The sequence below is a fragment of the Hymenobacter koreensis genome (assembly GCF_039541855.1).
Lineage (GTDB): Bacteria > Bacteroidota > Bacteroidia > Cytophagales > Hymenobacteraceae > Solirubrum > Solirubrum koreensis.
On sequence record NZ_BAABHA010000008.1, the window covers coordinates 212265 to 225075 of the forward strand.

12 protein-coding genes are annotated in these 12811 nt (G+C 59.7%); 10 read left to right on the forward strand and 2 right to left on the reverse strand.

The features are described from left to right. Nucleotide 1: 1 nt before the first annotated feature. A complete protein-coding gene (locus tag ABD903_RS13370; RefSeq protein WP_345225000.1) occupies nt 2–2752 on the forward strand; it encodes a S8 family serine peptidase in 2751 nt (916 codons plus the stop codon). Nucleotides 2753–3013: 261 nt separating this feature from the next. Here ABD903_RS13370 and ABD903_RS13375 read toward each other — a convergent pair whose 3' ends face one another. Further along, nucleotides 3014–5185, reverse strand: coding sequence for an AsmA family protein (locus ABD903_RS13375; RefSeq protein ID WP_345225002.1), 2172 nt, complete (start codon nt 5183–5185; stop codon nt 3014–3016). A 187-nt stretch (nt 5186–5372) separates the two neighbouring features. Between ABD903_RS13375 and ABD903_RS13380 the strand changes: the two genes are divergently transcribed. The 9 genes from ABD903_RS13380 to ABD903_RS13420 all read left to right on the forward strand — a co-directional run bounded on the left by ABD903_RS13380 (nt 5373) and on the right by ABD903_RS13420 (nt 11646). Then, nucleotides 5373–5975 (forward strand): DUF1572 family protein, encoded by a 603-nt coding sequence (locus tag ABD903_RS13380; RefSeq protein ID WP_345225004.1) that lies wholly within the window; start codon nt 5373–5375, stop codon nt 5973–5975. A gap of 6 nt (nt 5976–5981) precedes the next feature. Then, nucleotides 5982–6530: a 2'-5' RNA ligase family protein gene (locus tag ABD903_RS13385; protein WP_345225006.1), complete on the forward strand. Its 549-nt coding sequence runs from the start codon at nt 5982–5984 to the stop codon at nt 6528–6530. Between the two features lie 74 nt (nt 6531–6604). After that, a complete protein-coding gene (locus tag ABD903_RS13390) occupies nt 6605–7072 on the forward strand; it encodes a hypothetical protein (protein WP_345225009.1) in 468 nt (155 codons plus the stop codon). 142 nt (nt 7073–7214) lie between these two features. Further along, nucleotides 7215–7679, forward strand: a complete 465-nt coding sequence (locus tag ABD903_RS13395) for a hypothetical protein (protein WP_345225011.1) — start codon at nt 7215–7217, stop codon at nt 7677–7679. Nucleotides 7680–7834: 155 nt separating this feature from the next. Continuing rightward, nucleotides 7835–8002, forward strand: a complete 168-nt coding sequence (locus tag ABD903_RS13400; protein ID WP_345225012.1) for a hypothetical protein — start codon at nt 7835–7837, stop codon at nt 8000–8002. Between the two features lie 134 nt (nt 8003–8136). Further along, nucleotides 8137–9033 carry a DUF3667 domain-containing protein gene (locus ABD903_RS13405; RefSeq protein WP_345225014.1) on the forward strand — a complete coding sequence of 299 codons (897 nt, stop codon included), beginning with the start codon at nt 8137–8139 and terminating at the stop codon, nt 9031–9033. A 95-nt stretch (nt 9034–9128) separates the two neighbouring features. Beyond that, nucleotides 9129–10040 carry a DUF3667 domain-containing protein gene (locus tag ABD903_RS13410; RefSeq protein ID WP_345225016.1) on the forward strand — a complete coding sequence of 304 codons (912 nt, stop codon included), beginning with the start codon at nt 9129–9131 and terminating at the stop codon, nt 10038–10040. A 111-nt stretch (nt 10041–10151) separates the two neighbouring features. Next, the gene (locus ABD903_RS13415) at nt 10152–10709 is read left to right on the forward strand and encodes a hypothetical protein (protein WP_345225017.1); all 558 of its coding nucleotides are present in this window, start codon (nt 10152–10154) and stop codon (nt 10707–10709) included. A 343-nt stretch (nt 10710–11052) separates the two neighbouring features. Next, nucleotides 11053–11646 (forward strand): hypothetical protein, encoded by a 594-nt coding sequence (locus tag ABD903_RS13420; RefSeq protein WP_345225018.1) that lies wholly within the window; start codon nt 11053–11055, stop codon nt 11644–11646. Nucleotides 11647–11721: 75 nt separating this feature from the next. Here the strand turns inward: ABD903_RS13420 and ABD903_RS13425 are convergent, their stop codons facing one another. Further along, nucleotides 11722–12693 carry a deoxyhypusine synthase family protein gene (locus ABD903_RS13425; RefSeq protein WP_345225019.1) on the reverse strand — a complete coding sequence of 324 codons (972 nt, stop codon included), beginning with the start codon at nt 12691–12693 and terminating at the stop codon, nt 11722–11724. Between the last annotated feature and the right edge of the window lie 118 nt (nt 12694–12811).

Genomic DNA, 12811 nt, shown 5'->3' on the forward strand with positions numbered 1-12811 from the left:
CATGAAAAAAACCTTACTCGGCCTGTTGCTCTTTATGGGCAGCACCGGGGCTTCATTTGCCCAGGCCTTTATCGACCCACACCTGCAGGCCACGCTGGCTAACACCGTAGGTCTGCACGAAGTGGTGGTAACCTTCCGCGGAAACAGTGCCCCTACCCTGGCCAACCGCACTACCTTAACTTCCCTAGGCATTGTGCGAGGCGTAACGCTGCGAGCATTGCCCGTGGCCGGGGTTTTGGCCACCAACGCCCAAATCAGCCAACTGGCCGCGAATCCCAACGTGGTTTCGGTGTACCTGAACCGTTCCTTGGTGCGCGACAACGATGGCGCCACTGCCCTGACCGGGGCCCAGCGCGTACGCCTGGAGCCCACATTTACGCAGCGCAATGGCGGCTTGCCCGTTTCGGGCCACGGTATTGGGGTGCTGGTGAACGATTCGGGCATCGATGGCACCCACCCGGACATGAAACTCGGGCAGAACCTGAAACAGAACGTGTTAGGCACCACCAACCTCTACGCCCAAAACGCGCTGCTGCCGGTTACTTATCTTGAAAACGTGCCGAACACCGACCAAAGCGGTGGCCACGGCACGCACGTAGCGGGCATTGTGGGCGCTACCGGCGCCGCTTCAAACGGTAAATACGCCGGTGTTGCGCCCGGTGCCGATTTGATTGGCTACGGCACCGGTGCCGGCCTATTTATTCTGGATGTGGTGGGCGCCTTCGATTACGCCCTGGTAAACCAGTTCCAGTACAACATCCGCGTTATTACGAACTCCTTTGGCACTACATCGGACATTGCCTCGGATGTAAACCCGAACGACCCCATAACCATTGCCACCAAGCGTTGCGTGGACCGAAACATGGTCGTGGTGTTTTCGGCTGGCAACTCGGGCGCTGGCTCGGGCACCATCACCGGCAACTACAAGAAAGCCCCGTGGGTTATTTGCGTAGCCAACTCCGATAAAGCCGGTGTGCTGGCGCCTTCGTCGTCGCGCGGCCGCAAGGGCGTGAGCGGCACGGTAACCATCGACGGGCAAACCTTCCCCTGGCGCGACGAGCCCACGGTTACCGCACCCGGCACGGATATCGTTTCAACGCGGGCTATTTCGCCGGTGGGCTTGCTCAGCACCCAGCAGGATATCGAAACCATTGAAGCCGCGCACCTGCCATTTTACACCACGCTCACCGGCACTTCCATGTCGGCGCCGCACGTAGCCGGTATTGTAGCCCTGATGCTCGACGCCAACCCGGCCCTGACGCCGGCGCAGGTAAAAAGCATTTTAGAGCAAACCGCTACCAACCTGCCCAACCGCGAATCGTGGGAAATTGGCCAGGGCATGGCCAACGCCTACGCCGCTGTAGACCGCGCATACCGTGCTGCGGGCTACGGCCCCAGCGTGAATGCACAGCGCACGTTTAACAGCAGCGTAAACACCAGCCTTGCCAGCACGCCATTCACCATCAACTTTAACCCCGCTACCACCGCCACTAACTCCCAGACCTTCGCGGTGCCGGCTGGCACTACGGCCCTGGAAGTGAGCTGCAAAGTGACGGGCTTACTGGGCGAAACCGGCAACCCCGTTAACCTAGTGCTACTTTCGCCCAGCGGCGTACGTTACGCCTCGGGCATTTCGGTACTGTTTGCTACCAGCCCCGGCCGCGCCGTAGCCGTGGCTTCGCCCGAAGCCGGCACCTGGACGGTTCGCCTGGACGGCCTGCAAGGTGCGGCCTTACCCGAAACCGTGAACGGCACCATTACGCTCAACCAAACGACCGGCTCCACTGGCTTGGCCGATGCTGCCGGTCATCCCGCAGAAGCTTCGATTAAACTGGCCATCAGCAAGCGTCTGATGGATGGGCTTTCGAATGGCTTCAAGCCCGAGCAAGACCTGTCGCGCATTCAGCTGGCTGATTATCTGCTGATGGGGCAAGCTATTCGGCAGTACTTGCCGGTAAGCGGTGCCGTTTCCTTCGGCGACGTACCGGCCGCGCAACTCCTTTTGGCCGAATCGGTAACGGCCCGCGGCGCTGCCCTCCGCGACCGAAACCACGTGAACAACGGCGTTATGCTGCCCACGGCCTCCGGTACTTTCTCGCCCGCAGCCACGGTTACCCGCGCCAGCCTCACCTACTCGTTGGTGCAAAGCCTGGGACTTCAGAACAAAGCGCTGCAGGCCGGCAGCAACCCACTAACAGTAGAGGTGAACGGCCAGCGCATTGCCATCGACGACGAAGCCCAGGTTCCGGCCGAGTTGCGCGGCTACGTGCAAGTAGCCCTCGACATGAACATCATCAATGCCTACTACAGTATTGCGCAGGGCCCGAACGATTTGCAGCCTACGCTGCACGCCACGTTCAAACCCTTGCAAAAAGTGAAGCGCGGTGACTTTGCCGTTATCGTAACCCGCACCCACGACCAGTGGAACACCGTTCCGACTGACGCCACGGCTGCCCGCGGTGCCATGGCCGCCACCACCGCCATGCACGCTTCCGAAGCCGACGTATTTGCAGCTCCCAACCCATTCACCGAGCGGACGGTGTTGCATTATCAACTGGCCGAAGCCGCACAGGTGCAGCTCGATGTGTTCGACGTGCTGGGCCGGCGCGTGCAGAAGGTCCTGAACGAGTCGCAAGCCGCAGGTGTACACAAACAGGCTTTCGACGGCACCAAACTGCCAGCAGGAACCTACATGTACAAACTCTCGGTGGGCAAAACCACCAAAACCGGCCGTTTGGTGCTGACGCACTAAATTGCGCCGCACGCACTACCTGAAAAGCCCGCCCGGAATGTTCCGGACGGGCTTTTTTGATGAAGTGGATCAGAATGAAGTCGATTGTCTCCTAAACCCTTACGCAAGCAACCTAAGCAACGGTAGCGGGGCCGGCAAGCGTCGCTTGCCGGCCCCGCTTGGCCCCGCTTGGCTCCGCGCATTTCGCGCCGTAAGTCTCCGTTTATAAAGAGCCGGAAGTAATGGACACTCTTTAAATCAAGCGTACCGCAAATAGCCGGGCTACTGCTCGCTGATGGAGGTGGCCATTTTACGGGGCACGCCAAAGCTGTTGAGCATACCGCTGATCAGGCCTTGCTGCCAGAGGGCAAACACGGAATAGCGCGGCTCCCGGCGGCTTTGCATGGTACCGATTTGCAATTCGCCTTTGCGCGGGTTGTTGTCGCGGATAACGATGCCGTTGACCAGCTTCGATTTAACCTTCGTCACGAGCGTTTCCTTTTCCTGCGCCCCAAACTTGCGGCTTAGGTATTCCAGCTTCAGATCGGTATACCGCACCTGCATGGTGCCGCGGGCTTCCTGTCGGTTAAAAGAACCCTCAAACCGTACGCCCTGCACTTGCCCCTCCTCGAAGCGCACGTAACGCGTGGGCACGGTTATCGAGTTGAGAATGGCAAAAGGCGCTGGCCCGAATCGACCCACGATACGGTGCTGGCCGTTAGGTTCGCGGAGCGGAAACCACCCCGTGGCTTGCATGTAACACTGGTTTTGCAGATAGCCCGAGGCTTTTACAATGGCCGGCTGGGCCATGCGTTTTGGACTGTTGCTTAGGTTAGTAGCCGTACCGTTAAACCGCCGAATCTGCACGTTGCCGTTCTGCACGGCTTGCTTGCCCAGAAACGTGAAATACATGTTAGCGTTGGCAATGCGCAGCTGCCGGATGTCCACCGGGAAAGGCAGCTTACGGATGGACTCGGGCGTAACCACCGATGGTTTGGGGTTGATGGGATACTTTGAGTTGCCCTTCACATCCAGCCGCGCCCCGCTCAGGGTAACGGCTTGCACCCGCAAAGCCTGGTTGCGGGTCAGGGAACCGTAGTCGAGGCCGGAGGCCTGGAAGCGCGGCAGCTTCAGCGTAATGTGCGACACTTGGTGGCGTTTTCGCCGGGCCATGGCGTGCAGGGAAAAAGCCGGTTTCAGCAGCACATCGGCCAAACGCAGAGTGCCTGGCCGGCTGGCTAGGTGCATGTTTTGGTACGACAGGCGGTAGTACGGAGCGTCGAGGGTGAGTTGGGTGGGGCCAGTACGCACGTCCCAGGCGCGCGCGTACAGCACGCGCCGGGTGTCGCGGTAGCCCGCAGTATCCACCCGCACGTCGTTGGCACTTATGACGATGCGCTGCACGGTGGGCGCTTTATCGGTGCCGTGCAAACGTAACCAGCCGTTGGTTACGCGCAGTTCCTTGAGCTGCACGCGGCGCAGGTACGGAGCAAGCACCTCATGCGGCGGGGGCGGCGGCGTAGCGGGCAGCGTAAAGGTGAGCCGGGGAGCAGCCAGACGTAGCGTATCGGCCAGCAACAGGCGGCGGCCCAGTAGCTTAGTTCGCAGGCCGCTAACGGCCAGCTGCGGCAGCCACAAAGCCGTGCGGGCCGCGCCGGCTTTGCGCCCAGCAGCGCGGGGTTCGATGCGAAGGGAATCCAGCGTCAGCCGCTTTCCCTTCGATGAAAAGTACCCCGACCCGAGTTCCAACGTGTGGCCCGGTACCAAGGCCTGCAGGCCGGCGGCGCGCAGCTCCACGGTGGCGGCGTAGCCCAGGCGGCGGGCATCGGCACTGCCTTCGCGGCTTACCAGAATATCGGTGGCGCGCAGGCTGCCCTGCCGGAGTTGGGTGCTGGGGTTGCGCACCGGTCCAGAGCTTACGCGCACGTCGGTTACGTTCAGGTGCGCCAGCCGAATGCCCGCCAGGCGCTTGGGCAACTGCTTGTGCAGGGGGCCGCTCTGGCCCAGGTCGTCGGGCGTGTTCAGTACCCGCGCCCGCACCGTTTCAATGGCCAGACTGTCGACAGGCACAATTTCTTTGCGCAATAGGGCCCCGATACCAATGCCGCCCACGTGCAGACGGGCCACATCGAGCACCAGCCAGGGCGCGGGCAGCGAATCGGAAGCGCGGGCAGTGGTGGGGCGCAGGCGCAGGTTGCGCAGGGTAATGGAGCGTCGCTTGAAGTTGGTTTCCAGCCCGCCGATGCGCAACTGATAACGGCCGTTCGATTTTTCGGCCACCTGTTTTTCCAACGTCCGGCGCAGCCACGGGTCGAGCTGCCATAGTGCTACGGCCACCAGTACGCCCAGTAGCAACACAATTCCGCCCAGCCACCACAGCCAGCGGAAGCGGCGTCGGGGCGGAGCAGCGGGCAGGGTCTCCGACGGAGTGGTGGCGGTGTGAGGTGGCGGCACGGCGGTATAAAGAGGTTGCTTTTAACGGGTAAACCACCTAACCGGCCGAAAACGCCGGCGGTTTTGTGGTTCCCGGGAATCAGCTACTGCCTGATGCCGAACGGTATTTTTGCCCTAGAGCTGCGTCACCCTTCATGTAGTGGGCGGTGGTACCTTTGGCCGCCGCCCACGCCCTTTCTCCTTCGATATGCTTTCCTCCGAAGCCCTTGCCCCTGTACTGCTCGCGGCCGTTCGTCGCAGTTTCGTCAGTTACCAGCAGCTGGCCGATAAGGCCCTGGCCCAGCTTACGCCCGCGGAATGGCTGCACGTACCGGCACCGGGCGCCAACAGCGCGGCCGTAATTGTGCAGCACATGGTGGGCAACCTCCGCTCCCGCTTCACCGATTTCTGGACCACCGACGGCGAAAAGCCCGACCGCCAGCGCGACCAGGAATTTGAAGAGCCCGTTACCCTCGCGGCTGTTGCGCAGCTGCAAGTTCAGTGGCCAGCCGCCTGGGGTATTCTCTGGGCTGTGCTCGATGAACTGGCCGCCCGGCCCGAACGCTGGCTGCATACCGTTACCATTCGGCAGGAGCCGCACACGGTGCTCGATGCCCTCCAGCGGCAAGTAGCCCATTATGCCTACCACACCGGCCAATTGGTGCTGCTGGCCAAGCACCTGCGCGGTGAGCAGTGGCAAAGCCTGAGTATTCCGCGGGGCCAAAGCGCCCAGTTTAACGCCCGCATGCAGGCCCAGGCCGCGCAGGTTCCGGCAAATTTCCCCAACCCCAAAGGCCCTTTGGCAGTTTAGGGCGCTATGCTGGCAATTACTTCGCTGCTCAATCCGCAGAACGCTACGCGTATTAACGGCATCATTCAAAGTCTGGAAGACGAGTTTGGCCTCGACGACGTGCAGGCCACGCCCGACCCGCACATTACCTACCTGCTCGCCGGCGTAAACGAGCACGAGTCGCTGAAGGCAATGCTGGCCGACATTGCCGCCACCACGGCGCCGTTTCCTGCCTACACCACCGGCCTGGGCCTTTTTCCGGGGCCAAACCCTGTCATTTACATTCCCGTGCTCCGCTCGCCCGAGCTGAATGCCCTGCACATGCGGCTGGTATCGGCCACGGCGCCGCTGTGCCAGCGCACCGACCGGTTCAGCCAACCCGATTTGTGGCTGCCCCACATTTCCCTGGCCCTGCACGATACCACCCCCGACCTGCTCGGCCCCGTGCTGCAATACCTGAACGAGCAAACCTTTAACCTGCGCATCCGCGTCAGCAACCTGGCCATTCTGCGCCAGGAAGGCGAGCAATTTGTGCCCGAGGAAATCTATCCGCTCGAAGGCGACGAGCCGCAGTAGCTTCGTTTTTTGCCGCCACGCCTAGGATTTTCGCCGCCGGCTCCGACCTTTACCCCATCACCAACCCGCTGCTTATGTCTTCTGCTTACTCCATCGTTCTGGCGCTGCACTCCTGGTCGCGCTGGCTTGTGCTCATTTTTGGGCTGATTGTGCTGGTGCGCGCCCTCTCCGGCTGGCTGGGCCGCAAGCCCTACACCGGCGCCGACAACGGCATGGCGGCCTCGTTTGTGGGCTCCATGCACCTGCAGCTGCTGCTGGGCCTGATCCTGTACTTCGGTCTGAGCCCCTTCGGTTTGAAGGCCATGCAAACGGCCGGCGCCATGAAAGACCCCACCACGCGCTTTTGGGGCATGGAGCACATGGTAGCCATGATTCTGGCCGTCATTTTGGCCCAGGTAGGCCGCTCGCTGTCCAAGAAAGCCTCCGACCCCGTGCTCAAGCACAAGAAGGCGGCTATTTTCTTCGGTGTTGCCCTGCTGCTGGTGCTGCTCATGATTCCGTGGGGCATCTGGAACCCGGAACGGCCGCTTTTCCGCTTCTAACCCACGCCCTGGTTTCTTTAGCCCCGGTTGGCCCGCGCCACCGGGGCTTTTTTGTGCCCGCCCGAAAAGCTTTCGGGCGTTTCCAACGGAGGATTTCGTAAGTTGTACAGCCTTTCTTTGCTTCTTTTTTTAATGGTATTACATGACGCGTTTGGTGTTGGCTGCAGCCCTGTTTTCGTTGCTGATGGGTTGCGGCAAGAAGGACGATTTCGAAACCTGCCCCGACGCCACCGGCCCGGCTCCCGCCAACTACCGCGTTTTCCTGCGCCTGCGTGGCTTCAATAACGTGCAAGGCCAAACCGACCTGCGCCTGCTGTGCGAAGACTCCGAGAAGTATCCCTGCATTAATTACGCCCTGCAAACCAACCTCCACCGCCGCGACAACGACCTCACCCTGCGCGTGTGCGGCACCACTCCTGCCGCCCAGTGCCGGCCCGATACCACCGGCCCCGCCAACAGCAGCACCTCGGTAACGGGCTTGGTAGGTGGTCGTTATAATTTTGTGGTGAACGTACGAGGCCGCAGCACCGCCGGTGTGCTCGATTTAAGTGGCGCGCCATTCCGCATTACTCTCGACGATACCACGGTGGCTGCCGTGCGCCGCTAAACCTGTGCTTACTTCTCCGGTTTTACCTCTGCAACCCGAACACCAAACCAGGTATTACCCTGAACCTTGGATTATACCTGTAAACGGCGTACTCTTGCATCTGCGAACATTCATGGTTCCCGATATTCCTCTTCCCTTCTTTTTTCTTCCCTGCTATGCCTTCGTCTAAGGTCACGCGCTACAACCGGGAAGAGTTTGCCGAGCTGATTGCGGCCCGGTTACACCACTTGGAAGCCCAGCAGGAGGCCCAGCGCCAGTACAGCCACCTGCTGCTGGTATTGCGCGGGCAGCTCAACTCCTACCTGCAGGAGAAAAAACGCTAGGTCTGCGACCGAGCAGCGTGGCGCTGTTTTCCAGTGGCGCCCCATACGAAGTGTTGGCCGAAGCAGGCCCGGGAACGTGGAAGCTTTTTCTATCTTTCGCTTCCCCACCTGCTTATTTAAACGGCCGCTGCGATATGGAAAGTACCCTTGCTCACTCTCCCGTTACCGATTCAGCCCCGGTCGACCACGCCGCACACCACGCCTGCCTGAACTGTAGCGCGCCCCTCACCGACCAGTTTTGCGCCCGCTGCGGGCAGTCGGCCGCTACGCACCGCTTTACCCTGCGGCACCTGCTGTTCCACGATTTGCCGCACTCGGTATGGCACGTCGACAAAGGCCTGCTTTACACCCTGCCCCGCATGGTAACGCAGCCCGGCGCTACCATTAGCGAGTACCTGGCCGGCCGACGGGCGCGTCACTTTCACCCGTTCACGTATTTGCTGATCCTCGTGGGCGTTTCCGCGTTGGCACTATCGGCCGTACAGCTTAATCCGTACACCACCACGCCCGATCTGCCGCGCTTACTAGTGCTGACCATGGAGCGGTACATGGCGTCCCTCATTAAATACCCGGCAGCTATGTATGTGCTGTTGCTGCCTCTGAACGCCATCGTGGCCCTGTGGCTGTTACGCCCCACGCGCTACAACTACGCTGAGATGCTGATTAGCCAAGCCTTCATCATCGGCACGCTTGTTATTTTAACCCTGGGCGTAATGATTCCCTTGCTGCTGCTGCTGGGTAAAACGGCGCACTTTCAACCGGCCAGTCTGCTTATGCTGCTGCTAAGCTTGCTTTACCCGGCCTGGGTGTACGCGCAGCTGCTTGGCTCCACTGGCATTTCAGCAACTGGCAAGTGGGTGCGGGCCCTTGGCACCTCGCTGCTGCAAATGGTGGTTATGCTGTTATCCTGCATCCTGTTCATGGTTTATATCGGCGTTTCGCTGGCTCGGCAGGACCCGTCGCTACTCGACGAGTTCAAAGCCAAGTCCGCGCCCAAGCAAACCACAGCGCAGCCCGCGCCCCAACGTTAACCCTGTTCAGCCGTGCCTCAGCGCGTAGGCATTCCTGCCGGCGGTCAGTGAAAGCTACATTGCCTTACCTTTAGAAGCCGCTAATTCGCTTTATCATGAGTACCACCGTTACGTCCAGTCAGTCCACGCTACCGATGCAGGCAGCCGATACCACTACCCTACCGTCTGTACACCACTGCCTGAACTGCGGTTATGCGGTGCCGGAGCAGTACTGCGGCCGCTGCGGGCAGGATGTACACCACACCCACCGCATCACACTCCGCTTTTTGCTCTTCCACGACTTGCCGCATTCCATCTGGCACGTCGACAAGGGCATCGGCTACACCTTTCGGCAGATGATGACGCGGCCCGGTGCTATGCTGCACGAGTACATGGCCGGGCACCGTGCCCAGCACTTCCGGCCCATCTCCTACCTGCTGCTGATTACGGCCGTAAGCATGATACTGCTCTCGGCGGTGGGCATGGTTCCCGCAACCACCGCGCAGCAAGCCGACATGCCGCGCCTGCTGCAGCTGATGATGGAGCGCTACATGCAGCTATACGCCAAGTACCCGACGCTGATATATGTGGTGATACTGCCCGCAAACGCGCTGCTGGCGGCGTGGCTGCTGCGGCCCGCCCGGTTCAACTTTGCCGAAATGCTGCTCACCCAGGCGTTCATATCGGGCACTACCACCTTTATTTCCAGCGTAGTGATGCTGCCGCTGCTGCTGCTGACGAGGTATTATCCAGCGCTACAACCCTTCATGATGGTAGCCATGCTGCCGTACATGGCCTACGCTGCCTGGGTGTACCGCCAGCTGCTCGAGCCCGCCCGCATGCCCGTCGAAGACAAGTGGGTGCGCAGCATCGGCACCGTGGTGCTGCAAACAGTGGTGTTGGTAATCAGCCTTGCGCTGGTGCAGGTGGCCATTGTCGTCTCGCTCATTCGGCAAGACCCCTCGCTACTGGAAGACTTCAAGGCTCAAACCGCCCGCAAGGCGGCTACTGAGCAGCCACGCCGCTGAATGCAGTTAGCATACCCCCACGTAAATGAGCCTAAACAATTCGGGGCTAAACAATTAGAAATTGTTTAGCCCCGAATTGTTTAGCTTTAAGCAACTGTTGTCGTCAACCCTATGCATACTCCTGCCCTCCGCACGCTTTTCGGACTTAGTCAGAACATGCTGGCCGAGTGGCTCGGTGTGGCCCGTTCGAGTCTGGCCCTGACCGAACGGGGCTACCAATCGACCACCGCAATGCCGGGTACGCAGGCGCTGCGCCTGCAGCTGGCGGCCAAGGGCCTGGTGTACGATGGCGCGGGCGGCAGTTTTCCCGCGCCGCCCGCGCTGCCCGAGCCGCTGCCCAACCCGGAAGAGCTGGCGTACCGGCTGCAACAATGCCAGACCAAGATTCAGGGCCTGAAGCTGCAGCTCGACATACTGCACCGCCGGGCGGCTCCGTGCGCGGCGCGGCTGGTGGCCGCGCCGGCCCTGCGCGCCTACCCCGGTCCCGTGGAGAACCCACAGGACGAAGCCGATTGGATCAGCCTGTTTGAGCAGCAGGCCCGTCGCCAGCTCCGCTCTACCTGCGGGGCCACGGCCCGGCGCCTGCTGGAAGCCCGCCTCGCCGGCCTGCAGCGCGAAGCCGAGGTGCTGGCCGAAGGTTTGGAAAAAGACGCGGAGTCAGGAGCATAAGCCGGACCGCCACTTTCAGCCCAACAACAAGTAGCAACTGCTTAACCCGCCATTCCTCCCCTGTACTTCCCATGCTCTCCCCGCCGCAGTCGCTCGGCTACGCCGAGTGACACGTACGTATGAGAAGCTAGGCCCCAAATTAGCCTAGGCCGGAGCGCGGCTTGTTCAGGCGGCATGGGACACTCGCGGCCAGGCTGCTCCGGCGCAGGCATCACGCGGCGCAGCCGAGCGACTGATGCGAGGCAAGAACACATCAGATGCTGGCAGCAGGCCGCTGATCTTACTTACATTTTCTTTACGAAGGACTATTGAGCATTCAGAACACTCCCTTCACCGAATAACCATGAACAATAAGCTCATCCTCGTTGTCTCGCTTATCCTCTTCGCCTCGCAGACAGAATGCCAACTATCTAATAGCGTTCGGCCAATAAAGCAACCAATTGCTCAAAATAATTCATTTCGCCCAACTCCAAAAATGCGTGAAGCAATAGATGCTCGTCAGCACGACTTTTACTTGTATTTCTCTGCTGACCAAGCGAAAATAAAGCAATACACCTATCAGTTCATGCTTGATAAAATAGACAACTCACCGGAATATCACTACCTATTTATTGAAGAGTATCTGATAGCTGACCATTACCAGCCCATGATACCGCAACTTATCAACCGACTCACCAATGCCACCAAAGTCGGGCTTGAAAACTCCTTTGACTTGATAATTGATGAACGAATTAAATCAGGAGAACTAGAATCCTGGGGACATGGTGGCGTGGTAGAGGACGATTTATTTACAATTGCCGGCCGAGCTAATTTTTTACTTCGTCGAATTACCGACGAAGATTTCGGCCACGTTTCCATGTATTCATCGGCCAATGAATTGCGCCGTCTGCAACAGAAATGGGCAAATTGGTATTTAAAGCAAAGTATTGAGGAATAATTATTTCCGCTCAAATACAAAAAGGCCCGCCGCTGAATCCAGCGGCGGGCCTTTTTGTGAGCATTAAGCAGGGAATTACTGCCCCAGCACCATGGCGAAAATCAGCGGCGCCACAATGGTCGCGTCCGATTCGATGATGTACTTGGGCGTGTCCTGGCCCAGCTTGCCCCAAGTGATTTTCTCGTTGGGCACGGCGCCGGAGTACGAGCCGTACGACGTGGTGGAGTCCGAAATCTGGCAGAAGTAGCCCCACAGCGGCACGCTGGTGCGGCCCAGATCCTGGTGCAGCATGGGCACCACGCAAATCGGGAAGTCGCCGGCAATGCCTCCCCCGATCTGGAAGAAGCCTACTTTGCTTTCCTCCTTGGCGTTCTGGGTGTACCAGTCGGCCAGGTAAATCATGTACTCGATGCCGGTGCGCACCGTGTGCACGTTCTGAATGTCGCCCGAAATAACGTGGCCGGCGAAGATGTTGCCGAGCGTGGAGTCTTCCCAGCCCGGGCAAATGATGGGCAGGTTTTTCTCGGCGGCGGCCAGCATCCAGGAGTCCTTGGGGTCAATCTGGTAGTACTGCTCCAGCTCACCCGACTTCAGGATCTGGTAGAAGAACTCGTGGGGGAAGTACCGCTCGCCTTTCTTGTCGGCCTGCTCCCAGAATTTCAGCACCGAGTGCTCCAAGCGGCGCATGGCCTCCTCTTCCGGAATACAGGTATCGGTTACGCGGTTCATGTGGCGCTCCAACAAGGCCTGCTCGTCGGCGGCCGTCAGGTCGCGGTAGTTGGGCACACGCTCATAGAAGTCGTGGGCCACGAGGTTGAAGATATCCTCTTCCAGGTTTGCACCCGTGCAGCTGATGATCTGCACCTTGTCTTGCCGGATCAGCTCGGCGAGTTGGATGCCCATTTCGGCGGTGCTCATGGCGCCAGCCAGGGTAATCATCATTTTGCCGCCTTCGGCCAGGTGCTTGTTGTAGCCTTCGGCCGCGTCGATGAGGGCAGCGGCGTTAAAGTGGCGGTAGTGGTGCTTGAGGAAATTGGTTACGTTCATTTTTTTATCAGCTATTAGCTATCAGCTGTTGGCTGTTAGCTTAGGGAAAGCATGGCGAAACACGCAAAGTCCGCAAAAAAGTTCTGTACGAAAGCCAACAGCTAATAGCCATCAGCTG